The organism is Thalassospira sp. HJ (genome assembly GCF_000948415.1).
In the GTDB taxonomy this organism is placed as follows: domain Bacteria; phylum Pseudomonadota; class Alphaproteobacteria; order Rhodospirillales; family Thalassospiraceae; genus Thalassospira.
In genome coordinates this window covers 150,046-175,667 of the sequence record NZ_JYII01000010.1, presented here as the reverse complement: position 1 = coordinate 175,667, position 25,622 = coordinate 150,046, and the positions used below count along the sequence as shown (strand labels likewise).

General features: G+C 56.3%; 23 protein-coding genes and 1 tRNA gene. 10 read left to right on the top strand and 14 right to left on the bottom strand.

The window, feature by feature from the left end:
- Window positions 1–161: 161 nt before the first annotated feature.
- The 4 genes from proB to rplU form a co-directional block, all read right to left on the bottom strand.
- Window positions 162–1,286 carry a glutamate 5-kinase gene (gene proB, locus UF64_RS06305; RefSeq protein WP_044827762.1) on the bottom strand — a complete coding sequence of 375 codons (1,125 nt, stop codon included), beginning with the start codon at window positions 1,284–1,286 and terminating at the stop codon, window positions 162–164.
- Window positions 1,283–2,320 carry a GTPase ObgE gene (gene obgE / locus UF64_RS06300; RefSeq protein ID WP_044827761.1) on the bottom strand — a complete coding sequence of 346 codons (1,038 nt, stop codon included), beginning with the start codon at window positions 2,318–2,320 and terminating at the stop codon, window positions 1,283–1,285. The genes proB and obgE overlap by 4 nt, the downstream gene beginning before the upstream one ends.
- A gap of 167 nt (window positions 2,321–2,487) precedes the next feature.
- A complete protein-coding gene (gene rpmA / locus UF64_RS06295) occupies window positions 2,488–2,748 on the bottom strand; it encodes a 50S ribosomal protein L27 (RefSeq protein ID WP_008889409.1) in 261 nt (86 codons plus the stop codon).
- Between the two features lie 35 nt (window positions 2,749–2,783).
- Window positions 2,784–3,095 carry a 50S ribosomal protein L21 gene (gene rplU, locus UF64_RS06290; protein ID WP_008889408.1) on the bottom strand — a complete coding sequence of 104 codons (312 nt, stop codon included), beginning with the start codon at window positions 3,093–3,095 and terminating at the stop codon, window positions 2,784–2,786.
- Between the two features lie 328 nt (window positions 3,096–3,423).
- Here rplU and UF64_RS06285 point away from each other — a divergent pair.
- Window positions 3,424–3,513, top strand: a tRNA-Ser gene (locus tag UF64_RS06285).
- Between the two features lie 84 nt (window positions 3,514–3,597).
- On the opposite strand, the gene mntR is transcribed toward UF64_RS06285, so the two are convergent.
- A complete protein-coding gene (gene mntR, locus UF64_RS06280) occupies window positions 3,598–4,026 on the bottom strand; it encodes a manganese-binding transcriptional regulator MntR (RefSeq protein ID WP_044827760.1) in 429 nt (142 codons plus the stop codon).
- Between the two features lie 141 nt (window positions 4,027–4,167).
- Between mntR and UF64_RS06275 the strand changes: the two genes are divergently transcribed.
- The 5 genes from UF64_RS06275 (at window position 4,168) to UF64_RS06255 (ending at window position 9,117) form a co-directional block, all read left to right on the top strand.
- The gene (locus tag UF64_RS06275; RefSeq protein ID WP_044828199.1) at window positions 4,168–5,142 is read left to right on the top strand and encodes a metal ABC transporter solute-binding protein, Zn/Mn family; all 975 of its coding nucleotides are present in this window, start codon (window positions 4,168–4,170) and stop codon (window positions 5,140–5,142) included.
- Window positions 5,143–5,204: 62 nt separating this feature from the next.
- The gene (locus UF64_RS06270; protein ID WP_044827759.1) at window positions 5,205–6,005 is read left to right on the top strand and encodes a metal ABC transporter ATP-binding protein; all 801 of its coding nucleotides are present in this window, start codon (window positions 5,205–5,207) and stop codon (window positions 6,003–6,005) included.
- Between the two features lie 5 nt (window positions 6,006–6,010).
- Window positions 6,011–7,249 (top strand): metal ABC transporter permease, encoded by a 1,239-nt coding sequence (locus UF64_RS06265; RefSeq protein WP_044827758.1) that lies wholly within the window; start codon window positions 6,011–6,013, stop codon window positions 7,247–7,249.
- Window positions 7,246–8,196: a metal ABC transporter permease gene (locus UF64_RS06260; RefSeq protein WP_044827757.1), complete on the top strand. Its 951-nt coding sequence runs from the start codon at window positions 7,246–7,248 to the stop codon at window positions 8,194–8,196. The genes UF64_RS06265 and UF64_RS06260 overlap by 4 nt, the downstream gene beginning before the upstream one ends.
- Window positions 8,197–8,241: 45 nt before the next feature.
- The gene (locus UF64_RS06255) at window positions 8,242–9,117 is read left to right on the top strand and encodes a hypothetical protein (RefSeq protein WP_044827756.1); all 876 of its coding nucleotides are present in this window, start codon (window positions 8,242–8,244) and stop codon (window positions 9,115–9,117) included.
- Between the two features lie 33 nt (window positions 9,118–9,150).
- Here the strand turns inward: UF64_RS06255 and UF64_RS06250 are convergent, their stop codons facing one another.
- Window positions 9,151–10,230, bottom strand: a complete 1,080-nt coding sequence (locus tag UF64_RS06250) for a siderophore-interacting protein (RefSeq protein ID WP_044827755.1) — start codon at window positions 10,228–10,230, stop codon at window positions 9,151–9,153.
- 182 nt (window positions 10,231–10,412) lie between these two features.
- Here UF64_RS06250 and UF64_RS06245 point away from each other — a divergent pair, with 182 nt between their 5' ends.
- From UF64_RS06245 to UF64_RS19620, 4 genes are all read left to right on the top strand, one after another.
- Window positions 10,413–11,264 carry a GNAT family N-acetyltransferase gene (locus tag UF64_RS06245; RefSeq protein ID WP_044828198.1) on the top strand — a complete coding sequence of 284 codons (852 nt, stop codon included), beginning with the start codon at window positions 10,413–10,415 and terminating at the stop codon, window positions 11,262–11,264.
- A gap of 477 nt (window positions 11,265–11,741) precedes the next feature.
- A complete protein-coding gene (locus UF64_RS06240; protein WP_044827754.1) occupies window positions 11,742–12,515 on the top strand; it encodes a motility protein A in 774 nt (257 codons plus the stop codon).
- 44 nt (window positions 12,516–12,559) lie between these two features.
- A complete protein-coding gene (locus tag UF64_RS06235) occupies window positions 12,560–13,498 on the top strand; it encodes an OmpA family protein (protein WP_082049571.1) in 939 nt (312 codons plus the stop codon).
- A 70-nt stretch (window positions 13,499–13,568) separates the two neighbouring features.
- Complete coding sequence (locus tag UF64_RS19620) at window positions 13,569–14,990, top strand: pentapeptide repeat-containing protein (RefSeq protein WP_052657469.1); 1,422 nt, start codon at window positions 13,569–13,571, stop codon at window positions 14,988–14,990.
- On the opposite strand, the gene UF64_RS06225 is transcribed toward UF64_RS19620, so the two are convergent.
- From UF64_RS06225 to ileS, 8 genes are all read right to left on the bottom strand, one after another.
- Entirely contained in the window at window positions 14,987–15,502 is a 516-nt protein-coding gene (locus tag UF64_RS06225; RefSeq protein ID WP_044827753.1) for a GNAT family N-acetyltransferase, read from the bottom strand. The genes UF64_RS19620 and UF64_RS06225 overlap by 4 nt on opposite strands.
- 12 nt (window positions 15,503–15,514) lie before the next feature.
- On the bottom strand, window positions 15,515–17,476 hold the full coding sequence (mutL, locus tag UF64_RS06220; protein WP_044827752.1) for a DNA mismatch repair endonuclease MutL: 1,962 nt from the start codon (window positions 17,474–17,476) through the stop codon (window positions 15,515–15,517).
- Window positions 17,477–17,591: 115 nt separating this feature from the next.
- A complete protein-coding gene (locus UF64_RS19615) occupies window positions 17,592–18,452 on the bottom strand; it encodes a hypothetical protein (protein ID WP_235284981.1) in 861 nt (286 codons plus the stop codon).
- Between the two features lie 174 nt (window positions 18,453–18,626).
- Window positions 18,627–19,958, bottom strand: coding sequence for a pitrilysin family protein (locus tag UF64_RS06210; protein ID WP_044827751.1), 1,332 nt, complete (start codon window positions 19,956–19,958; stop codon window positions 18,627–18,629).
- Between the two features lies 1 nt (window position 19,959).
- Window positions 19,960–21,354 (bottom strand): pitrilysin family protein, encoded by a 1,395-nt coding sequence (locus tag UF64_RS06205; RefSeq protein ID WP_235284980.1) that lies wholly within the window; start codon window positions 21,352–21,354, stop codon window positions 19,960–19,962.
- A 219-nt stretch (window positions 21,355–21,573) separates the two neighbouring features.
- Window positions 21,574–22,155, bottom strand: coding sequence for a DUF3035 domain-containing protein (locus UF64_RS06200; RefSeq protein WP_044827749.1), 582 nt, complete (start codon window positions 22,153–22,155; stop codon window positions 21,574–21,576).
- Window positions 22,156–22,207: 52 nt separating this feature from the next.
- Window positions 22,208–22,678: a signal peptidase II gene (lspA, locus tag UF64_RS06195; protein WP_044827748.1), complete on the bottom strand. Its 471-nt coding sequence runs from the start codon at window positions 22,676–22,678 to the stop codon at window positions 22,208–22,210.
- Window positions 22,679–22,743: 65 nt separating this feature from the next.
- Window positions 22,744–25,581 carry an isoleucine--tRNA ligase gene (ileS, locus tag UF64_RS06190; protein WP_044827747.1) on the bottom strand — a complete coding sequence of 946 codons (2,838 nt, stop codon included), beginning with the start codon at window positions 25,579–25,581 and terminating at the stop codon, window positions 22,744–22,746.
- Window positions 25,582–25,622 lie beyond the last annotated feature (41 nt).

Below are 25,622 nucleotides of genomic sequence, written 5' to 3'. Positions count from 1 at the left end.
TCCGCTTAACGGACCATAGTGCCACCATTAAAAAAAGGCTGCCCCTCGACATGAAGGGCGGCCTTTTTTAACCGCAGTGCCTGACCACCATCGTGCAGATGCGAAAAAGGGGACGTGAACGCCCCCTTGAAAGTCGTGTGATGTTGCAGCGCGCAAGACGATCAGCCTTCGGTCAGCACCAGATCATCAGAATGAATGATGGCATTACCGCGTGTAAAGCCAAGGGTGGCTTCAATGTCACCTGAGGCATGCCCCATCAGAAGACGGGTTTCTTCCGCGCCATAGGCCGTAATGCCGCGCGCGATCTGCGCTCCGTCGGGTCCAAGCACCCGCACCGCATCCCCATGCTTGAAACGGCCATCCACGCCGGTTATTCCGGCCGCCAGGAGGTTCTTGCCCGCTGCCATGGCCTTAGCCGCCCCGGCATCGACAACGATTGCTCCTGACGCCTTGAGCGAGGTCGCAATCCAGTGACGGCGTGCGGCAAGCGGGCTTTCGCTTGGCAGGAAGACGGTATTGGGTGCACCTTCAAGCTGAGCTTTGAGCGGATGATAAATGGTGCCGCGCGCGATAATCATGCGGCAGCCGGCCTTCATGGCGATTTCGGCCGCCTGCAGCTTGGTCACCATACCGCCGGAGCTGTACATGGTCGGCGCAACACCGGCCATATCAAAAATCTCGGCTGTCAGCTCGCGCACTTCCGGGATCAGATCGGCATCCGGGTTCTTGCGCGGATCGGCGGTATAAAGACCATCAATGTCTGAGAGCAGCACCAGCGTATCGGCCGAAATCATGTGCGCGACCTTTGCGCCAAGGCGATCATTGTCGCCAAAGCGAATTTCCTCGGTCGCGACCGTATCGTTTTCATTGATCAGCGGAATGGCGCCACGTGCCAGCAGCGCATTCAACGTCCCGCGGGCATTCAGATACCGCCGGCGGCCTTCCATGTCTTCGAGGGTCACCAGCACCTGCGCCATGGTCAGGCCATTGCGGCCAAGCGCCTCCTGCCAGACTTGGGACAGGCTGATCTGGCCGGTGGCGGCAGCGGCCTGTTTGTCGGCCAGACTGATCGTTCGGTGATCAAGCCCCAGCAAACGACGGCCAAGGGCGATCGCGCCACTTGAAACCACGATCACTTCGACCCCGCGCTCACGCAGAAGTGCGATGTCATCGGCAAGTGCTTCCAGCCAGGCACGACGCAGCTTGCCGGTATGTTCATCAACCAGCAGGGCCGAGCCCACCTTGATGATCAGGCGCTTTGCATCCGCCAGGGCGTGGTTTGTCACGGCTGGAAGCCCTCTTCTTCGCGGCCTTCCATGGCGCGACGTTCACGTTCGCCATCAATATAGGCGCGGATCTCGCGATGGATTTCCTTTAGCCCCTCGTGGGTGGCGCCCGACACGGTATAAACCTTTTTGCCGATGCCTTTTTCCAGGATCTCGCGCTGTTCCTCGACCATTTCCGGCAGAAGCTGATCAGCCTTGGACAGAGCGACGATTTCGGGTTTTTCGACGAGTTCCTCGGCATAGCCTTCGAGCTCCTCGCGGACCGTCTTATAGGTCGCGACCGGATCCTCTTCGGCGCAATCGATCAGATGCACCAGAACTTCGCAGCGCTCGATATGGCCAAGGAAACGGGTGCCGATTCCCTTGCCTTCGGATGCGCCTTCGATCAGGCCGGGGATATCGGCCAGAACGAATTCGTGATCATCGACATTCACCACGCCAAGCTGCGGATGCAGGGTGGTGAAGGGATAGTCGGCAATTTTCGGACGCGCGTGCGACGATGCGGCAAGGAAGGTCGACTTACCGGCGTTGGGCAGGCCTACAAGCCCGGCATCAGCGATCAGCTTCAGGCGCAGCCAGACCCACATTTCCTCTGCCGGCCAGCCTTCTTCGGCACGACGCGGTGCCTGGTTGGTCGAGGACTTGAAATGCGTGTTACCGCGCCCGCCATCGCCACCACGGCAGAGCATATAGGTCTGGCCGGGTTCGATCATATCGACAATCAGGGTTTCACGATCTTCGGCGAGGACCTGCGTTCCGACCGGGACCTTGATCGTGATGGATTTGCCCGAACGGCCGGTGCGCTGCCGGCCCATGCCATGCATGCCGACTTCGGCCTTGAAGTGCTGCTGATAACGGAAATCGATCAGGGTGTTGAGGTTTTCGACCGCCTCAAGAATGATGTCACCACCCCGGCCGCCATCGCCGCCGTCCGGTCCGCCATACTCGATATATTTTTCACGGCGGAAGCTGACCGAACCGGCACCGCCGCGGCCACTGCGCACATAAATCTTGGCTTCATCGAGAAACTTCATAACCGGTCCTTCGGGCGCACCCGTTTATCATTTTGTATTGGCACCCCGGCGCGCGATCACCGCGCATCAACGAGGCCCGAAATTCTATATCACATAAAACAAGGGAGGAATGATTGCTCATTCCTCCCTCGAAAATCTTGCTACGTATCGCGCAGCCGACGGGAGGCTTACGCCTCGGCCGGAACGACGGTTACGTAGGTACGACCCTTGAAGCCCGACTTGAACTGGACAGAACCGTTCACAGTCGCAAACAGGGTGTGGTCTTTGGCGAGGCCAACATTGTCACCGGCATGGAACTTGGTGCCACGCTGACGAACGAGGATGTTGCCTGCAACAACTGCCTGACCACCGAATTTTTTAACGCCGAGACGGCGACCTTCGGAGTCACGACCGTTGCGCGAACTACCACCAGCTTTCTTATGAGCCATGAAACTCTCCTAAAACTGCATCTTGACCTGATAAATCAGGCTTTGATGTCCTTGATGCGCAGAACAGTCAGGTTCTGGCGATGACCATTTTTGCGACGGTAGTTATGCCGGCGCTTTTTCTTGAAAACGATCACCTTGTCGCCCTTGGCCTGCTCGAGAACTTCTGCGGTAACAGAAGCACCTTTGACCAACGGAGCACCAACCTTCGGCGCACCGTCGCCAGCAACCATGAGAACTTCTTCAAGTTTCACGGTATCACCGGCCTGGGCAGCGATCTTTTCGACTTTGATAACGTCGTTGGCAGCAACTTTATACTGTTTGCCGCCAGTTTTGATGATTGCGTACATCTAAAAGTTCCTGAAAAACATTCTGGAAACACAAACGCGCAGCTCGGTGCCGCTGCTAACAGATACCGAACCGCTGCGAAGAACGGGTAAATTACCGCTTTTGACCGCGAGAGTCAACTACAGAGTGACCTTTCCCGCCGCCCAAGCGTGCATGCCAAAGCCGCAGATTTAGCCCATGCGCAGCCCCGTTACGAAACCGGCCCGACGCCGAGCCCGGAAAGCACCCACAAAAGCACAAGCAAAAGAGTCCACGAAATTTGAGATTTCCCTCTTGCAATCTCGCGCTCATCCCGGTAAACACCGCCTCGAACGCCAAGACCACACATGCGGAGAGGTGCCGGAGTGGTCGAACGGGGCGGTCTCGAAAACCGTTGTACTAGCAATAGTACCGTGGGTTCGAATCCCACCCTCTCCGCCATCTTCCCAAAGAAAAACCTTAGACAAACGAGCACGGGCCAAGTCAGAGCACTTTCGCACACCATTTGCGAATTTTGAGATGCCCTCAGGATATTGCTGCCGCAGCAAATACCCTCAAAGTCTCCTCACTCACGTGATGCTCTATACCCTCGGCATCGAACTCGGCGATCTCCGGATCTACACCGATGGAGACGAGGAAGTTATAGACGATCTGGTGGCGTTCGCGACATTTTTTGGCAAGGGTTTCGCCTTTTTCGGTGAGGAAGATTGAGCGGTAGGGGCGCGAAGTCACATAGCCGTCGCGCTCGAGCCGTTTGATCGTGTTATTGACTGTGGCCGCCGTTACACCAAAGCGTTCGGCTAGGGCGACCGAACGCGCTTCGCCTTCTTCGGCGATCAGGTCGCCGATCATTTCGACGTAATCTTCGGTCACTTCACGGGCATGCGCGTCGCGCAAGCGTGCGAACACTTCGGCCTTGTTATGACGCGGGTTCAGCGGCGTATCTTCGCCCATTGATCTCTCCACTCCAGACTCCTGAAACCTTCATAACAAGTAAGTTCGCAAATAGCAATTTAGCCTTGACTAACTTTAAAAGTCCGCACATAAATAGGGGATATTCACCAGAGTAATTCCAATTTGCTGCCGGATGCCCTGATGCTGCTTTTCTCCACCCTCCGCCATCTTGCCTTTTGCCTTGCCCTGCTTGCCGTAGCAGTGATTGCCGGCACGAGCATGTCGCATGCAAAACCGCTGAATGTGGTTGCGACCACATCGATGATTGCTGATGCCGCCCGCCAGGTTGCCGGTGATCGCGCAGAGGTCAAGGCGCTGATGGGGCCGGGTGTGGATCCGCATTCCTATCGTCAGACCCGAAGCGACATCGCCGCCATGGCGCGGGCTGACCTTGTGCTGTGGCACGGGCTTTATCTTGAAGCGCAGCTCGAAGAGTTCTTTGGGGATCTTGGCAAACGCCGCAATGTGGTTGCGGTTGGCGAGGCTGTCGCGCGTGACAAGCTTTTGAGCCATGCCGACTATGACGGCCGGTTCGACCCGCATGTCTGGATGGACCCGAAGCTTTGGGAAACGGTGGTTTATGCCGTGCGCGATGCGCTGATTGCGACCGATCCCGAAGGTGAGGCCACCTACAGTGCCAATGCCGATGCCCATGTTGCCGAGATCGAAAAGCTGATCGACTATATGACAACGGTTACGGCGACCGTACCCAAGCAAAGCCGCGTGCTGTTGACCGCACATGATGCCTTTAGCTATTTCGGGCGCGGCTATGATTTTGACGTGCTGGGCATTCAGGGCATTTCAACAGAATCAGAGGCCGGCCTGCGCCGGGTAGAGGAACTGGTAGACACCATCGTTGATCGCAAGATTTCGGCGGTATTTGTTGAAAGTTCCGTCCCTGAGCGTAATGTCCGCGCCCTGATCGAAGGGGCAGAGGCCCGTGGTCAGAAGGTCACCATTGGTGGTACGCTTTATTCCGATGCCATGGGCGATCCGGGCACCTATGAAGGCACCTATATCGGCATGATCGATCATAACGCGACACTGATCACCCGCGCCCTTGGCGGCGACGCGCCCGAAGGCGGCTTTCAGGGCAAGCTTGCCGCCGGTTCGTAAGGCTGGTTGGATTTAAGCCAAACGACGAAACACACGACGTAAAACGAAACAGGACGATCCCCATGAGCAGCGCCAAACTGGTTGCAGAGTCAGGCAAGATACTCGACGTCGCGGCAAAGGATGCGCCGCTGACCGTACGGGGTCTGACCGTGTCTTATGGCAATAAGCCAGCTGTGTTTTCCGTTGATGCATCGATCCCGGCAGGTTCGATGACAGCAATCATCGGCCCGAATGGTGCAGGCAAGTCGACCTTCCTTAAAGGCACACTTGGTGTTGTGCCGCGCCTTTCCGGTGAAGTGCGCATTTTTGGCAAGCTGTTTGAAGATGCACGCGATCGCGTTGCCTATGTCCCGCAGCGCGCCAGTGTTGATTGGGATTTCCCCGCACGCGTGATTGATGTCGTCCTGATGGGGCTTTACGGATCAGTCGGGCTGTTTCGCCTGTGGCGGGCGCGCCATCGTGAGCAGGCAATGGACTGCCTGAAACGTGTTGGCATGGCTGATTTCGCCGACCGCCAGATCGGTCAGCTTTCAGGTGGCCAGCAGCAGCGTGTATTTCTGGCCCGCGCACTTGCGCAGAATGCCGAATTCTATTTGCTGGACGAACCGTTTGCCGGTGTTGACGCCGCGACCGAGCGCGCGATTGTGTCCGTGCTGAAAGAGCTTAAGGCCGAGGGCCGCACGGTGGTCTGCGTGCATCATGATCTTTCGACCGTGGCGGAATATTTTGATCGGGTGCTTTTGATCAATGTTCGGCGTATTGCCGAAGGCCCGGTGGATACGACCTTCACGGCCGAGAACCTTCAGGAAACCTATGGCGGGCGGCTTGCCGCGACCCATATCGATGAACTGCATCTGGCTTAACGCGCATGGGGTTTGTTGATTATTTCATAAGCGCCCTTTTCCTGCAGGCGGGCTATAACAGCGCGCTGGTTGCCATTGGTGCAGGACTGCTTGGCCTGTCGGCGGGCAGTGCCGGGGCGTTTATTTTCCTGCGCAAACGCGCGCTTGTTTCCGATGCGATCAGTCACGCCACCCTGCCCGGTGTCGGCCTTGCCTTTATCATCATGGTGGCGTTTGGCAGTGACGGGCGCTGGTTGCCGGGGCTTATCCTGGGATCGGCGATTTCATCGGCCATCGGGCTTTTGATGGTCGAATGGATCACGCGCAAAACCCGCCTGACCGAGGATGCCGCGATTGGCGCGGTCCTGTCGGTGTTTTTCGGATTTGGCATCGTGCTGTTGACCGTGATCCAGACCATGTCATCAGGTCGTCAGGCCGGGCTTGAGAACTTCCTGCTCGGCTCCACCGCAGGCATGCTGATTTCAGAGGCCACCACGATCGCGATCGCCGGTGCACTGGCCGCGGCATTTGTCTTCCTGCTGCGTCGTCCGATGACACTGGTGGCGTTTGATCCGGAATATGCCGCGACCACCGGGGTTAATGTGCGCAATATCGACCTTGCCATGATGGGGCTTGCCCTGATTGTCACGGTGATTGGTCTTAAGATTGTTGGGCTTATCCTGATTGTCGCGCTTTTGATTATTCCGCCGGTGGCTGCGCGTTTCTGGACCAACCAGGTCGGCAAGATGATCGGCATTGCTGCGGTTATTGGTGGGCTTTCGGGCTATATCGGTGCGGTGTTATCCGCCGCCGAAGCATCACTCCCAACCGGGCCGATCATTGTTCTGGTCGCCTTTGGTTTCTTTTTGATATCCGCTTTGTTCTCGCCGTTGCGCGGCGGGTTGGCATCGGCCCTGCGTCATCAGCGGTTCCAGCGGCGCGTGCATCGCCGACAGGGCTTGCTGTCACTCGCACGCCGTGAACCGATTTATGACGGGCTGACCATTCGGATCCTGCGCCGTGCCGGAATGATCCGCGCTGACGGGGTTGCCACTGCACGTGGCCGGATTGCCGCGGAAAAGGCTGCGCGTGATGAAGCCCGCTGGGCGATGGCGCGCCGGATGCTGCCTGATGATTCCGCCGTTGAACGTTATGACGGACTGACCCCGATCGAACGGATGATGACACCCGATCAGATCGCAGAGATCGATCGCATGATCCTGAGCGCGCAAAACGCACAAGCCCCGCAAGGAGCAACGACATGATCGATGATCTGATCACAGCCCTTGGTGCGGAATTTGTCCAACTCAGCCTGACGCCAATAGTGATTGGTACGCTGGCCGCCATTGCCTGTGCGCTTCCGGGAAACTTCCTGTTGCTGCGCCGTCAGGCCCTGATTGGCGATGCCATCAGTCATGTGGTTCTGCCCGGTATTGTTGCGGCCTTTCTGGTGACCGGTACGATTACCGCCGTGCCAATGATGATCGGTGCAGGTGCCGCCGCCATAGTCGCGGTGATCATGATCGAAATCGTCAAACGGCTCGGCCGGGTTGAACCGGGTGCTGCCATGGGGCTAGTCTTCACAACCCTTTTTGCCGCGGGCGTTCTGTTCCTTGAAATCACCGATACCAGTTCGGTGCATATCGATGTGCAGCATGCGCTGCTCGGTAATCTTGAAAGCCTGATCTGGTTTGATGCCGAAGGTTGGGGATCGCTTCTTGATCCCACAGCCCTTACCACCCTGCCCCCGCAATTGCCCCGTTTGGCAATCGTTCTGGTGGGCATTGCCCTGTTCATTTTCCTGTTCTGGAAAGAACTGAAAATCTCGACCTTTGATGCCGCCTTTGCCGGTGCGATTGGCATTCGCACCCGCGCCCTTGGCTTTGCATTGGTGGTTGCCACCGCCGTTGCGGCTGTGGCCGCCTTTGATGCAGTCGGATCGATCATTGTGATCGCGATGTTTGTTTGCCCGCCTGCCAGTGCGCGGCTGATGACCAACCAGCTTGCCCGTCAGGTCGGGTGGTCGGTTGTCTTTGCCACCATTTCGGCTGTTCTGGGGTATGTCTTTGCCGGATACGGCCCGGGCTGGTTCGGGTCACCCTATGCGGTCAGTGCGGCTGGCATGATTGCAACGGTTTCCGGTGTCATCCTGATCCTGACCTGCCTGTTTGGTCCGCAACGCAAACGCACTGGCCAGCACGCCGAAGCCTGATTGTTTGATCTGGCACGCCTGCCCGAGTACCGGCATAGTAAGGCGATGAGTGGTTCCGCGCGAAACAGCCTTAAACAGATATGTCTGATTGCCATACTGGTTCTAACCGGTGGGGCAGCAAGCCATGCCCAGACAGAACAATTGGCGACCGAGCTTCGTCAGTTCGGGGACATCGAACTGATCGTGTTTGAGGGGCGTGAGGATTTCCTGAGCAAGATCAACGCGGCACTCGGCCTTGGCAATATCAAGAACCCGGATCAGACCTTTGCCAAACTGCCGCGATCCCCGTTTACGTTGACTGGCCGGAAGGGCAATGCCGCGCTGGCGACTTGCCGGATTTTTGTCCCGGCCAAACTCACACCGGAAAGCAAGACCGAAGTCTTTGCCGAACTGATGCGCAACTGGTTTGGCTCAAACCTGACCTATGCCAGCACGGCGGATCTGCCCTTTCGCTGGCTGATTTTTCATGAAGTGCGCCATTGCCAACCGGATCATTTCGGTGGTGACGTGCTCAAAGACCATCAGGATGAGCATCAGGCCGATCTGTTTGCGTTTGAGGAACTGGCAAGCGCGCAAAATCGCGATCAACTGGCCACAGACATCATCGCATTCAGGATGATCACCGCCACCCTGATGGCCGAGCCCAGTCACATGACGGGTTTGTCGCTTAAGCGTGCCCTTGAAGAAAGGGCGCCAATTGATGCCAAGGTGGAAATAGCCGCCTTCAATACCGTCCGCGCGATGATCAGCCAGCGTGCCAAATCAATTGCAACAGCTGTCAATCCGACCAACCGCGAACTGATCCGCGCTATTACCGAATTGCGCCGTGATACCGATCAGGCAACCAACCCGCTCATTGCGGAAATCCTGATTGCGCTGGATGACGCGATTGCGCATTTCGCCCCGGAGCTGCATCAATAGGTCGCAACAGTTCGGTAGACTGATCCCAGTGGATCAACCCTTGGCCGTCCGGCCCGCCTTCCGCCAGAATGTCATGGCAACACAGCGATCACGATCAAGACCGAGTTCCTTGCGCCCATAGGCATGGATCGGTTTGTAATCCGCCTGCTCCACCCCGGCCCAGCAATAAACGCGATCACGTGCATCGGGCAGTTCAACCGATCGAATGGCATCCTGAAGCAGGCTGCGTTCGACCGCCTGCGCGTCATCGCGAAACAGCCATTGAACCTTGATCTGGCTGTTGGTGGGAACGGCAATGACGTCGGATTTGCTGCCGACTTCGATAATGGCGTGCCCCGTTACATGATCCGGCATTTCGGCCAGATAACGTCCGATGGCCGGAAGTGCTGTTTCATCGCCGGCGAACAGCATCCAGTCCGCATCCGGCAATGCCGTTCCGAGTGGCCCGGTCATGGCGACCACGTCGCCTGCACTGGCATGCATGGCAAAGGCCGATCCCGGGCCGTTATCGCCATGCATGACGAAATCGACATCAATCCAGCAGGCCTTGGCGTCCATGGCGCGGATCGTATAGACGCGCTGTTCAATGGCATTTTCACCGCTCGGCCAAACCGGCATGCCGTTATCAGCCAAGGTCGGCCATTGCGGGTTTTCCTGCCCGCGCGGCGGGATCAGAAGCCGCACATGAATGCTGTCGCTGTCATAGGCCTCAAGGTTATCGGCATGCAGGCGCAAGCGGCGCATATGCGGCGAAAGATCGGTGATCTCGCCCACACGCAGTTCACAGAAATTGGGCAGCTTGCCATTGCTTTTGCCCGCCCCCTGCCAGCGGCAATCAAGATCGGCATCGGGAACAGCCCCCTGCAGGACCGATATGATTGCCGACTTCATTTGCATGACATCGACTTCGGTCGTTGCGCCCACCTCGACCTCAAGCGTGGTGTCAGTGCTGCTTAGCTGAATATGGCCGATAGAGACCGATATGCGCGTGTAATCCGCATCACCCGTCACATCGCAATCATGTTCGCGATAGAAATCGGCAGCCTGTTTGATCAGGGCGGCACTGTCGGAAAGTGCGATGCGTGTCTTGGCCGTCAGAAGCGATGTGGACATGAAATTCTCGGATGGTGGGGCGCGAATGGAATGTACCCACCGTAATAATAACAATGATAGGCATTCTCAATAAAAATTATCATTGATTTTCATCGCCCGTGATAGATGTTTGGCACATGCGCTTGCCTGTCCCGCACGGTAAGCCCAACACTCATCTGATCATCGGAAGTCTGAACAAAGCGATGCCTGACAAAATCCGCCGTCTTAAATCATTCGAGTTTCCCCTGGCCGTTGAATGGGCCGCCAAAGAGGGCTGGAACCCCGGCATCAATGATGCAGAGGTGTTTTTTAACACCGACACCGATGGTTTCTGGGGCGCGTTTGACAAGCAGGGACTGGTCGCCGCGATCTCGGCGGTTCAGTACAGCTCGGATTTCGGGTTTGTCGGATTTTATATCTGCCGTCCGGACCGTCGCGGTTCCGGTCTTGGCTATCGCCTGTGGCAGACGGTGCTTGAGGACAGTGTGCTGAAGACCATTGGTCTTGATGGTGTCGTTGATCAGCAGGAAAATTATCGCAAATCCGGTTTTGAATTTGCCCATCGCAATGTGCGCTATGGTGGTGTCGTCACGGCCAATGTCAAAACCCCGGATGATCTGTTCACCCTTGAGGTCAACGATATCGCGATTGTCGATGCGTTCGAGCAGACCTGCAAGCTGTTCCCTGAAAGCCGGATCGAATTCCTGCGTGGCTGGATCGGCAATGAAAAGCATACGGCACTTGCCATTAAGGGGCCGATGGGACTGCGTGCCTATGGCGTGATCCGCCCCTGTCAGGAAGGCCACAAGGTCGGCCCGCTTTTCGCCCCGAATGCCAAGGATGCCGAAATCCTGTTTGGCGCGCTTTTGCAAAGCCGCGATGATCAGGGCGGCAAGGTCTATCTTGATGTGCCCGAACCCAATCAGGCGGCAGTTGATCTGGCGACCGCACATGGCATGGTGCCGGAATTTGAAACAGCACGCATGTATAAGGGGCCGGCGCCTGAACTTGATCTTGATATGATTTTCGGGATTTCGTCGTTCGAGCTCGGCTAGTTTCGGTCCAACTTACCCGCTAAGACATTGCAAACATCAGAAATTGTCAGGATTGCACTCCTGTTCTTTCACGCGCGCCCGGTGTAAAACCGAGCATCCTGCCAAACGAATATGATCACATTATTCTTAGGTGGGGTTGAGGAGTGCGCAAAAGTCTGGCAACAAACATTTAACGCCAAAAGTATAGGGTTGGCTATTCCAACGCCGTAATTTTACAATCAGGCGGGACTGTTTGTGGGAAGTCTTTCACTTCTACGAGCAAGAAGTTATTGCAAGCATATGGAAAACGGGATGTGCAACCCCAATTTCAGAAGTGTAGTGCGCGTTTCATTTCCATCTGGTAGCCGCCCATACAGGGGACTTTCATCTGTGTGGTTGTCAGACCAATGATCAAGTTGTGACCCGCCGCGTATTGTTTTCAGCCACGGGACAATACGTTTGAAGAATTTGTTTTAAAGCCGGATACCAGAAACCGACATGGATATAGCGACACTTATTGGCATTATCGCCGGAATGGGCGTTATTTTCGGCGCCATTTTGCTGGGCGGCAGCCTGAGTTCATTTATCGATGTGCCATCGATAATGGTGGTGTTTGGCGGGACAGCGGCGGCAACCCTGATCAAATTCCCGATGCGCGACGTGATCAAGTCGCTCAAGATCGGGATCGGCATCGCGTTCAAGAACCCGAAGGAAGACCCTCTTTCGATTTACGAAAAGGCGATCGAGCTTGCCGGCCTGGTTCGCAAGAACGGTCTTCTGGGCTTAGAGAATGTCGAGATTGAAAACGAAATCATGGCGCGCGGCATTCGCATGTGCGTTGACGGCCATAGCGGCGAAGTGATCAGAAGCTCGATCTCAAGCGAAGTGGAAAAATCCATCCAGAATGACGAGCTTGGCGAACTGATGTTCCGCGGTATCGGCGATACGGCACCGGCCTTTGGCATGATCGGGACGCTGGTTGGTCTGGTGCAGATGCTGGCCAACCTGTCCGATCCGGACGCCATCGGCCCGGCTATGGCGATTGCGATGCTGACAACGTTTTACGGTGCAGTTCTGGCCAACCTGATTGCGCTTCCGGTGGCAGACAAGCTGGCCTTGAAAGTCGATCGTCTGAAAAATACCAAACAGCTGATCATTGAATCGGTCGTGCAAATTCAGGCCAGCCAGAGCCCGATGGTCATGAAGGAAATCCTGGGTCCGTATCTTCCGGGCGGCGTTCCGGCCGAAGAAGAAGGCGGCGGCGGAGAATGATCATGAGGGCAGCGATCAAACAGGCAACAGGCTGGGCATAGGCCATGGCAAAGAAACCCGCAGCAGGCGCACCGGCTTGGATGGCGACGTTCGCCGATCTGATGTCGTTGCTGCTTGTCCTGTTTGTGCTGTTGCTGACATTCGCCGAGATGGATGTCATCCGCTACAAACAGATTGCCGGGTCGGTAAAGGCCGCATTCGGTTTTTCCCAACAGGATCAGTTGGCCGGCGTGATCGAACTCGACGGGTCGATTGTCGGCAAGTCGCTTAAAGCGCCAACACCTGATACCCCGCGTGTGGTATCGGAAATCCCGCAGGCCGAAACGCCGGAAGTTGAAAGCAACGAAACCGACAGCAAGGAAGAAAAGGCCGAGGCGCTTGAAGAAACGCTAAGCACGGTTCTTGATAATATGGGTCTTCAGGATCAGGTCGGGCTGGAGCGCATTGACGGTGAAGTTGTCATGCGCTTTCCCAACGAACTTGCCTTCCCGTCCGGTTCATCGGGCATGACAGAAGAATTTGCCGCCATCCTGAACCGCGTCGCCCCTGTCATCAACCAGACCGAAGGCGAAATTCAGGTTGCCGGGCACACCGATAATGTTCCGGTTTCATCTTCGTCTCCCTATATATCAAACTGGGACTTGTCAGCGGCACGCGCGACATCCGTTTTACACTACCTGATCGATCAGAACGGCACCGATCCAAGCCGCATGGTCATCCAGGGTTACGGCGAAAGCCGACCGATTGAAAGCAATGACACCCCGGAAGGCCGTGCCACCAACCGCCGCGTCGAGATCACCATTGAGATGGTCGAGAGCAACTATGACGGCGAAGGTGCGAGCACAGGCAATAGCGGCACCACGGGAGCGACGACATCTGATGGCGGGGATGATGTTGGTGACGGCGATATTGGCACAGAGGATGCCAATAACGACGAGGCGTCGGGAAGACGGCGCACATTTAGCATCCCTGCCGGCCCCTGACGGATGTTGATCCACGGGCCCAAAGGCCCGGGTCGGCCAGAATATGCGAGCAAAGGGGACATCACGCATCATGGCGAGCCATGACAACAAGAAAAAGACGATCCTGTATGCGGACTACAGCGAACGTAACATCACCGCAGCGCGTAACGCTGTGGAACCCCTTGGCTTTGGCAAATTCATTGATTGTGACGATCGCGAACGCACGGTCGAAATGGTTTCCGAGCTCAAGCCGGATCTGGTGTTGATCGGTCTTTATCTTGATGGCATTCGCGGCATTTCCACCATTCGCGCCATTCGTGATTCTGCAACCGACGAAAACCCGCATGGGCGTGAAGTTGCGATCCTTTTGGGTGCCCCCAAACTTGACCGGCGCGGCATGCGCGATGCGGTCGATGCCGGGATCGAAGGCGTGTTTCGCCAGCCGGTCGACCCCGAACGCCTTGCCAAGATCATTGAAGCGGTCCTGAAAAAGCCGCGTCGTTTTGTGTTTGAAGAAAACTATTTCGGCCCGGCCCGACCGCAAGACCTTGCCAAGATGGGCGGATCAAAACCCGCGAAGAAGCCAACCGCCAGTGCGGCTCCGACGGCGGCCGACAACCCCACCAGCAAGGTACAACCTGAAACTCCGGCGGCCGCAGTTCCGGAAAGTGCGACGATTGCCAAGACACCTGAAAATGATGGTGCTGGTCCGATCACGCGCACACGTACGCCAAAGGCATCGCCGGCTGTTGGCATGACGACCAATCTTGATCTCGCTGATGCCAAACCGCGCCTGAATGGCACGGGACAGACATTTGGCGATGGTGAGCTTGTTGGCGCGCCCAGTACCGGCGACAAGAAAACCGGCAAGCAGAACCTTGAAGCCGTGCAGTCGGCGCGTGAGGCACTAAGCCCGGCGACCGCACGGAGCGAGACCAAACCATCCGACACCCCGGATGAAGAGATCGAAGCTGAAGAGGACATCGAGGTCGAGGACGAAGAGCTTGTTGAAATTGATCTGCAGGAAGCGCTGATCAGTCACAAGCTTTGGGTCGATACCGGCGGGCGCGAAGGCACAGTCATGTCCATCGAACATGCCGATCTGCGCGATGCAGAGCTTGAAGGCATCGACCTTAGCCGCTGTGGCCTTCCCTTTGCCAGTTTCCAGCGTGCCAATTGCAAGGATGCAGTTTTGCGCCGTTGCAATCTGATTGCGGCTGACTTCGTTGAAAGCAATCTCGATAACGCCAATCTGGCGGCAAGCCGTTTGACCGGGGCACGGTTTAACAAGGCGATGGTGCGCAACACGGTGTTTTTGGGGTCTGATCTGTCGAACGCCAATTTCCGGGGCCTGCAGATGATCAATTGCGATCTGAGCGGCACCAATCTTTCGGGTGCGGATTTCCGTGATGCCGATCTAAGCGGCACGCGCGGCCTGTTTGCCGAGCAAATCCAGCGCGCACGCGTGAATGCCAATACCCGCCTGCCCCGCGACCTTAAACTGCGCGGTTAATTCAGATCACAGACCATATGCAGGCTCGGAAAGCTGAAATTCGGGGCAAAGGGTACGGCGAAATCGCCAATCACCCGAAAGCCGCGTGATTCATAAAACCGTCTGGCACTCAGCGTGGAATAGCATTCAAAGCGCGTTACACTCTCAGACGCCTTGGCATCTTCTACGCAACGGTCAAACAACATGCTGGCAATACCCATGCGCGCATAAGCCGGGTCCACCGCGAAATGCCGGACATGGGCCAGCCCCGATTGCACATCAGCATCATCGCTGCCCGGACGAACCGCCGTCCAGCCACCAGCGCCGACCACATCGCCCGCTTCGGTCTTGGCGAGATAATAGGTGCCCGATGCGAGAAGGTCCGGATTGGCCCTGGCGAGAAAGGCCATGCCAAGTTCAAGAACATCCGGCGCATAGTCATCGACGAGAAGCGTCGCATAGGACCTTTTAAACAGTTCCGTCACAGCATCCGCATCATCGGGTGTGGCAATGTGAAGCGTGATGGCGGCCATATGCTTTCCTGCCTATCTGCGGCCAAACATCTTTTCGATGTCATTGAGCTTGAGCTCGACATAGGTCGGGCGGCCATGGTTGCACTGACCGGAATGCGGGGTAGCTTCCATCTGGCGCAAAAGCGCATTCATTTCATCGGCATTGAGCTTGCGGCCAGAACGCACCGACCCATGACAGGCCATGGTGGCACAGACATACATCAGCCGGTCTTTCAGTGCCATGCCCTGCCCCAGTTCGGCAATTTCATCGGCCATGTCGCGAACCAGTGCGCTGACATCAACCTTGCCCAGCATCGCGGGTACTTCGCGAACGACAATTGCACCCGGCCCAAAAGGCTCGATCACCAGACCAAGCTCGGCGAATTCCTCTGCCCGCTCGGCGATGCGATCGGCAGATGCTTCATCGAGTTCAACGACCTCGGGCAGCAATAGCCCCTGACGCTTCACACCGCTCTCGGCCAGATCCGCCTTCATGCGTTCATAGACAATGCGTTCATGGGCGGCATGCTGATCGACAATCACCAGCCCGTCACGCGTCTGGGCAATGATGTAGTTGGCATGGACCTGCCCGCGCGCCGCCCCCAGCGGATGATCAACAAACTTGCCTTCATCGGCGATGTTATCAATGCGGGCCGATGGCGCAGCCGCATCATAACCGCCCGAAAGCGCTGCGGCCGCGACGGCAGCAAACCCGCCTTCGCCGCCAGCCATGTTAGCGCTACCACCCGATCCGCCGAACTCGCGTCCGCGATCAAACAGACCGCCATAATTCCCCTGATTTTCCATCGGGGCCTGGGCGGCGTAATTGCGTTCAATGGCCGCATGACCGGGCACGCTTGGCTGATATTGTCCGATGTTAAATCCGCTGCCCGTACCCGAACGGGCGCCACCGCCATAAGGAAGTGAAGGTCCCTCACCTTCGCGGCGCACAGCCCCCAGCGCCATGTCGGCGACTGTGGTCGAGGCACGATGGCCTGCCCCGGCCAGCGCATGTTTCAGCGCCCCGACAATCAGTCCGCGCACCAATCCGGGATCGCGGAAGCGGACCTCTGTCTTGCCCGGATGGACGTTGACGTCGACATCGCGCGGCGTCAGATCAAAGAAAAGTGCGAGCAACGGGTGGCGATCGCGTGCCAGGAAATCCTGATAGGCCCCGCGCACAGCCCCTTGCAACAGCCGGTCCTTGACCGGGCGGCCATTGACAAACATGAATTGCATCTGGGCATTGCCACGGTTAAGTGTCGGCACCCCGGCATAACCGGTGAGCCGGATGCCTTCACGCTCCGCCTCAATCTGAAGGGCGTTATCCTGAAACTCGCGCCCCATCACCGCACCCAGCCGTTTCAGGCGGGCATCAAACAGATCACCCTCGCAGGCCGGGTAATTCAAGATCGTCTTGTTGTTATCACCGCTCAGCGTAAAGCCGACATCCGGGCGCGCCATCGCCAAACGATCCATGATCTCGCGCGCATACATCTGTTCGGTCCGCGCGGTTTTCAAGAACTTGAGGCGGGCTGGCGTGGCATAGAAAAGATCACGCACCTCAACCCTAGTGCCATAGGGATGGGCGGCCGGTTCCGGTTCGCCCTTTGCCCCGCCCTCAACCGCCAGCGTCCAGGCATTTTCCGACCCGCGCACACGGCTGGTCAGGCGCATGCGTGACACCGATCCGATGGATGGCAAGGCTTCGCCGCGAAAGCCCATGAAACCGATATTAAACAAATCACCATCGGGCAGCTTGGATGTCGCATGGCGTTCGACGGCCAGCGCAAGTTCATCGGGCGTCATGCCCTTGCCGTCATCGGTGACAGATAGCAATGTCCGGCCGCCATCACGCAGATTGACATCCACCCGCGTCGCGCCGGCATCTAGCGCATTTTCCACCAGTTCCTTTAGCGCCGCCGCAGGACGTTCGACCACCTCACCGGCGGCAATCTGGTTGATCAGGTTCTGTGGCAGGACGCGCAAGGTCATAAAGGCGGTGCTCGTTATGTTCGAATGTGTGTTCTTGGTTGAACTGAACCTACCAAAGCACAAAGCACGGCGAAATCCCTTTCACCGCGCTTGAAACATTTAAATATTCAATTTCTTACTCATGAACAACAAGAGGCCCGTCGCCTATTGTTGCAGAAATGCGAGTTGCGAGTTTCTGGCACAGTTCGGCGGGAGTTTCCCACACAATATGATTATACTGCCTTGTATCAAAATGTACGAATTTCAGGCTATCCGCTCTGCACGTAAAGATGACTGGCATGTTGAGGCCATGAGCAAGGCCTGCCTCATAATATACTCCGCCTCTAGCACCACTTTCGTCTTGCGTAAAATCAGCGATTAAGAAACGAGATCTTTTGATTTCCGCAACGATGGCGTCATCAATTTTGTTGTTATGTTCGATGCCGTCAATTCTTACCGGTCGATAACCTGCGATCCGAATGCCTTTTTCCAGACCTTGTCGATAAGCGTCCTCCATAGATGGATCAAACCACATAGCTACGAATGCATTCTCTGAAACAGATATCGATCTAGTAAACTGTTCAAGGTGTTCATAGCCTTTCATGGTAATTACGCACCAAGGTCGCGAGTTATTAGTACCATGAGTGGTTATAAATCCACTGGAAGCTAGTTGATCGATAAGAAACTGAACCTCATCAGGCTTGATGGACTCTGTAACAGCGGCATAAATTGCCCCAAACTCAGTGAAGCCGTTGCCATAAAGGTTTTCACCTAGATCGCTTATCTCCAAATTTATTCTCTCACCAATTGAACTTTGCTGGTGATTAAAACAAACGAGCAATCTATTCGCCCGCTCTTGCACAGACAAACTTGGCGTCAGATCAATGTTTCTTAGAACCTCGCCGGTAATCAACGGCTCAGGTGTCCCAAGGTTATGTTGGTCCACTAGCCAAGTGGTTAGGCGCGCTCGAAATTCGTCGGGCTTATCGTGCAACATGAAAGTGGCGGTTCTCGCTATTTCATAAGCCCCGCCTGCTCTTGGATTCCGCACCCTGTACGAATCTCGACCATTTGAAGACGTAATTGCGTTCTGCCCGCTCCAGATATGCGCGTCTCTATAATCTCCGAACACGGCCCCCTCCAATTTGCTATTCTTAAAAAGGAGAGAACATTAAAAGGAAATCTCTCCTTCTGGTTGCCCCACTAAGATAACACTTACATTGGCCGGGTCCATCAGATCAGAAGCGACACGGTTGACGTCATCAACACTGACGGCATTGACCATGTCATTGCGACGATCGAGGAAGTCCATGCCAAGGTCTTCCTTTTGCATGCCGACCAGCATGCCCGACAGATTGCCAAGGCTTGTGAAGCGCAGCGGGAAGGCTCCGGTGAGGTAGGCCTTGGCATTATCAAGTTCTTCCTGATCAATGCCGTCCTGCTTCATCTTGCTCCATTCCGTGCTGATCAAAGACAGGCTTTGACCAATCGCGTCATTGCGCGTGGCAACCCCGCCCATCATCATTTCGGCATGATCGAGATCGGCAAGGTAGCTATAGACGCCATATGCAAGGCCGCGCTTTTCACGGACTTCCTCGGTCAGGCGCGATGAGAAACCACCACCGCCAAGGATGTAGTTCATCACATAGGCGGCATAGAAATCCGGGTCCTTGCGCTTGATGCCTTTCTGGCCCCAGATCGCCTGACTTTGCGGGATGTCCTGTTCGATCACTTCGATATCACCGAAAGTCGGCGTAACGTCGGCGACCTTGGGCAGATCGCTTTTATCGGGCAGCGCGCCAAAGGCCTCATCAAGCAGCGGACCAAGTTCCTCTGCCGTGATGTCACCGGCAACACCGACAATCAGATTGTCCTTGGCAAAGGCCCGGCGCACAAAGCCGCGAAAATCATTGGCGTTCAGACCTGCCACCGTTTCAAGCGTGCCCGACACCGGACGGCCATAGGGGTGGTCACCAAAGATCGAGGCGAAAAACGTGCGGCTGGCAATATCGCGCGGATCGGTTTCAGCACGCTTGAGGCCCGAGACGATCTGGGCTCGGATACGTTCAACCGCCTCGTCATCAAAGCGCGGCTCGGACAGGGCCAGACGCAACAGGTCAATCGCGGTATCGCGTTCACGGGTCAGCGTCGTCAGCGATCCGGCAAAATCATCACGCCCGGCATCAAAGGACAGGCTGATGGAGCGGTTTTCCATCTCGCCGCGGAAGGTCTGGCTGTCCATGGCACCAGCACCTTCGTCGATCAGCCCCGATACCATGTTGGCCAAGCCAAGCTTGCCATCAGGATCGGTGGCCGCACCGGCACCGGTAAAGGCGATATCCATGGTCATCAGCGGGTTCATGTGATCTTCGATCAGCCAGGCACGAATGCCGCCATCCGAAATCACTTCCTGAACCTCAACCGCCTTGGCCTGTGCGGTTAAGCCCAAACCAAGGGCGGATGCAAAGGCAACACCGGTAATCTGTTTAAACAGCTTGTTCATATCAGTGTACTCCTTCGCCAGACGTGATCGGAAGGGCGGCACCAGCACCCGTGACCGGGCCACCTTCGGGCGGCATCAGCCAGCCGGTGACAGATTTCTTGTCATCAAAGATCCGTTTGGCAGCCTCATTGACCTGATCCACCGTCACGGCCGAAATCCGGTCCGGCCAGCTTTCGACCTGATCAACGCTTAAGCCGACGGCAAGCGACTGACCAAGCACACGCGCACCAGCCGACAGCGAATCACGGGCAAAGACCGCGCTATCAAGCAGCTTCTGCTTGGCCCGGTCGAGTTCGTCCTGTGTGACACCATCTGACACGACCGTGGCAATCTGAGCCTCGACAGCCTTTTCAAGATCGGCGAGGTCAACATCACCGCGTGGAACGGCATAGACACCAAAACTTGCCAGATCGACCGCGACCGGGTCATAGAAGGTGCCAACGCTTGAGGCGACTTCCTGATCAACGACAAGCGCCTTGAAGAAGCGGCTGGTGGTGCCTGATCCGATGATTTCGGAAAGCACATCCAGCGGTGCAGCATCAGCCGCATCGGTGTTGTAGGACGGGGCAAGGTAATAGCGTGACCAGGATGCCTGACCGACCTGCGGGTCGCGCATGGTGACCTTGCGCGGGGCGTGCTGAACCGGTTCCTGAACCCGGTTACGCGTCATGTCCTTGCCGCGCGGGATGATGCCGTAATATTTTTCGGCCATCGGCAGCAGTTCATCCATCGTGATGTCGCCGGCAACGACCAGAATGGCGTTATTGGGGGCATACCAGTCGCGATAAAACGCCAGCGCGTCTTCGGTGGTGAGCTGTTCCATTTCATTGAGCCAGCCAATGATCGAACGGCCATAGGGGTGGGCCATATAGAGGGATGCCCTCATCTGTTCGCCCAGAAGCGCACCCGGGCTGGTATCGAGGCGCGAACGGCGTTCCTCAATAATCACATCGCGTTCCGGCAAAACCACATCATCAGAAAGCTTTAGATTGGTCATGCGGTCGGCTTCCATCTTCATGACCAGATCAAGCCGGTCCCGCGCGATGTTCTGGAAGTACCCGGTATAGTCCCAACTGGTAAAGGCGTTGTCATTGCCGCCATTGCGCGCAACGATCTTTGAAAAATCGCCCGGTGCAATATCGTCGGTCCCCTTGAACATCAGGTGTTCAAGGAAATGGGCAATGCCCGACACACCTTGCGGCTCGTCGGCCGAGCCGACCTTGTACCAGACCATATGGGTGACAACCGGTGCACGGTGGTTTTCCACCAGCACGACCTGCATCCCGTTATCAAGGGTAGCGGTTTGCGGATTGAACACCGCCGCACGGGCCAGCCCCGGCACGAGGGCAAGGGTCAATGCGGCAAGGGCGAGCACAGCCAAGGAGCTGCGCGTCATGGATCGGAAAGTTCCAGAAATTCTCATTGTGGCGTCCCATTCCAAATCAGGCATGGTTAAGCAAACTGGGTGCTTCAATGCGGATGGTGCCCACGGCAGCATCCCGATTGAACAGGCATTTCTTAAAAACCGAATATGACAGAACAAGGGCGCGAAACCATCGCGCCCTTGTTCGAATTCATCAAATTGTCGTGTGGTCGCAAAACCAGACAGCAAAGCTTAGAAGATATCTTCCAGCCAGCCCTTCTGTTTGCGTTCGATCACTGGGGTATCGGCACCACCGGAAACATTGTCGCCCAGGGCCTGCTGATCGCGGATACGCTTGGCCTCAGCTGCCGGGTCAACCACAGATCCAAATTCCGGCTTTTCCTGCCAGAACAGAAGGTCATCAACCACACCTTCGCTTTCGGAAATGAAGATCGAGGTTTCACGATCGACCGTGTTGCGGATTTCCGGATCGGCATATTGCGCGCCCGATGCCGACAGAAGGGCAACCTGACCTTTACTGCGCGTGCCTTCGGTGATGTCACGTTTGACCTGATTGGGATCTTCGCCCACCAGAATACGACGGGCCTGATCGGTGGTCGAACCGGTCTGCGGGCGCGGTGCGCCCGGATCAGGAACACGCAGCGTAAAATCAGGCGGCAGGCTTAGCGGTGCGCGCGAGACAACGGCGAACTCGTCCGGGGACTGTTTGTTCAGGCCAAAGGTTTCGCGTGTTGATTCACAACCGGAAACGCCAAGCGCAAGTCCGCCCAGCAATGCAATTTTGAAAATATTGGTCGTCAGTTTCCGGGCCATGTGCGCCTCATTACCACGTCTGAACCGGGCTTTGCGGCCCGGCGAAAATTCATCAGGTAGATTTTTTACCGCCAAAAAGGGAATCGATCAACAGTAGCGCGGCACCAACCGTGATTGCGCTATCAGCGACATTGAAGACCGGCCAGTGATAGCCCGCAACATGCAGATCAATGAAGTCGGTCACAGCGCCATGGCGCAGGCGATCCACCAGATTGCCAATTGCCCCGCCAATGATCATGGCGAGCGCAAAGCGCAGCATGGAATCACGTGTGCGCCACATCCAGACACCAAAGCCGATCGTGATGGCCGCGGTAATCGCAATCATCACCCACGGTGCCTGCCCCTGAAACAGGCCGAACGAAACGCCCGGGTTCCAGGCCAGAACAAAGTTCATAAACGGCGTGACTTCGATCTTGCGAAACGGGGCAGAAAGCCCGTCAATGGCAAGCGCCTTGGTCCACTGGTCGACACCAAACACGATTGCAATGACGATCAGACCAAAGACAAAGGCACGATGTTTCATCAACACTCTTTCTGACTTGCCGGGATCTGCCCTGCCAACTGGCAGGGCTTTCCCAAACGCCACCCTTATTCGGCAGCAATTCCCATTTCATCAACGGCATCCGCACAGCGGCTGCAAACGGTTTTATGCTCTGCGTGGCTGCCGACTTCCGGCAGGGTCTGCCAGCAACGTTCGCATTTCTCGCCATCGGCCAATGCCGGCACGACACCAACACCTGCAACATCATCAAGGGTATAGGCACCAGCCGGTGCTTCACCCGTGATCAGTTCGATGTCAGATGTAATGGCGATTTCGGCAAGATTAAGGCCGTTAAGTGCTTCGACATATTCGGCGTCGGCATAAACCTTCGGTGCGGCATCAAGGCTTGCGCCAATGCGTTTTTCCGCACGTTCAAGTTCAAGCGCACCGGTGACAACGCGGCGAAGCTTGCGGATTTTTGCCCATTTGGCAGCCAGTGCATCATCTTTCCAGCCATCCGAAACCGTGTTGAAGGTTTCCGAATGGACCGAGCTTTCGGCACCATAACGTGCGCGCCATGCTTCATCTGCGGTAAAGCACAGAACCGGTGCCAACCAGCGTACAAGGCAATCAAAGACGCGATCCATGACGGTGCGGGCCGCGCGACGGCGCAGGCTGCTTGGCGCATCGCAATAAAGCGCGTCCTTGCGGATATCGAGATAAAACGCCGACATGTCGAGCGCGCAGAAGTTATGCAGCTCGATAAACATGGTGTGGAAATCATAATCCGCGGTCGTCTTGCGCACCATGTCGTCAAGATGGCTCAGACGATGCAGAACCCAACGTTCGAGTTCCGGCAGTTCGTTATCTGCGACCTTTTCGGCCTCATCGAAGCCATCAAGGTTACCCAGCAGGAAGCGCAGCGTGTTACGCAAACGACGATAGATGTCGGAATGGCGCTGAATGATTTCATGGCTGATGCGCAGATCATCATGATAATCCGAGCTGACCACCCACAGACGCAGGATATCGGCGCCCAGCTTGTCGATCACATCGTTCGGCGCAATGACGTTGCCCAGCGACTTGGACATCTTGCGGCCTTCGCCATCAAGCACGAAGCCATGGGTCAGAACCGCTTCATATGGCGCACGACCACGGGTACCGCAAGATTCAAGCAGCGAGCTGTGGAACCAGCCGCGATGCTGATCGGAGCCTTCCAGATACAGATCGGCCGGCCATTTCAGGTCCTGGCGTTCTTCAAGCACGAAGGCGTGGGTCGAACCGGAATCAAACCAGACGTCAAGAACGTCGGTGACCTGTTCGAAATCTTCTGCCTTGTACTTGTCGCCAAGGAAATACTGCGCGTCCCGGGTAAACCATGCATCGGCCCCTTCTTCGCAGAAGGCTTCGTAAACACGATCAAGGACTTCCTGATCACGCAGCGGCTGACGGGTGCTTTTTTCGATGAACACCGTGATCGGCACACCCCATGCCCGCTGACGCGAAACGCACCAGTCCGGACGGTTGGCGATCATGGAATGCAGACGGTTACGACCGGCTTCCGGCACAAAGCGGGTTTCATCAATCGCCTTGAGCGCCTTTTCACGCAGATCATTGTCCTGCATGGAAATGAACCACTGCGGCGTGGTGCGATAGATTACCGGTGCCTTCGAACGCCAGGAGCACGGATAGGAGTGCTTGAGACGGCCGCGCGACAGCAGCGCGCCAACTTCGATCAGCTTGGCGATAACCGCTTCGTTCGCACCGGCTTCCTTGCCGTTTTCGTCATAGATACGCTCGCCGGCGAACAGCGGCACGGTCTGATAATAGGCACCGTCGCCATCGACCATTTCCGGCACTTCCAGACCGTATTTCAGACCGGTCTGGTAATCGTCCGGGCCATGCGTCGGTGCGGTATGGACAAAGCCGGTACCGGTATCGGTCGTGACATAATCAGCCGCCAGAAGCGGCACATCAAAATCATAGCCCTGTCCGCGGAACGGATGGGCCGAAAGCGTACCTTCAAGCTCGGATCCCTTAAACGTGCCGACAACCTTGTGACCGGTCACACGACCGTTCTTGCACAGGTCTTCAAGAAGATCTGTACAGACCGCCATCTTCTCGCCTACGGTGGCCCAAGCTTCTTCGGCGGTTTCGGTGACTTCGATGACGGAATATTCGATGTCTTCGCCATACGAAATTGCGCGGTTCCCCGGGATGGTCCAAGGGGTCGTGGTCCAGATGACGATGGTTGCATCTTTCAGCAGATCAACCTTGGTCTCGGTGACCGGGAAACGGACATAGATCGTTTTGGATGTATGGTCGTGATATTCGACCTCGGCCTCGGCGAGAGCGGTCTTTTCAACCACCGACCACATGACCGGCTTCGAGCCCATATAGAGCGAACCGTTCATCAGGAACTTGCCAAGTTCACGTGCGATTGAGGCTTCTGCCTTGTAATCCATGGTGACATAGGGATTGTCCCAGTCACCCATCACGCCAAGGCGTTTGAATTCTTCGCGCTGAACATCAAGCCATTTCTGGGCGAACTCGCGGCATTCCTTGCGGAATTCGGCAATCGGAACATCGTCCTTGTTCTTGCCCTTGGCACGATACTGTTCTTCGATCTTCCATTCGATCGGAAGGCCGTGGCAGTCCCAACCCGGAACGTAAACAGCGTTCTTGCCCAACATCTGCTGGGAACGGGTGATGACGTCTTTAAGGATTTTGTTCAGTGCATGACCAATATGCAGGTGGCCGTTCGCGTAAGGAGGGCCGTCATGCAGGACAAACATTTCACGATCGGCAGAAATACCGCGAATTTTGCCGTAGAGGTCCTCGTTTTTCCACTGCTCGAGCAGGGTGGGCTCCATCTTTGGCAAACCCGCCCGCATCGGGAAGTCGGTCTTGGGCAGGATAACGGTTTTCTTGTATTCGACACTCATCGTGACGGTCCTGTCGTCTTGAACAAATTAAAAGGGCGAAC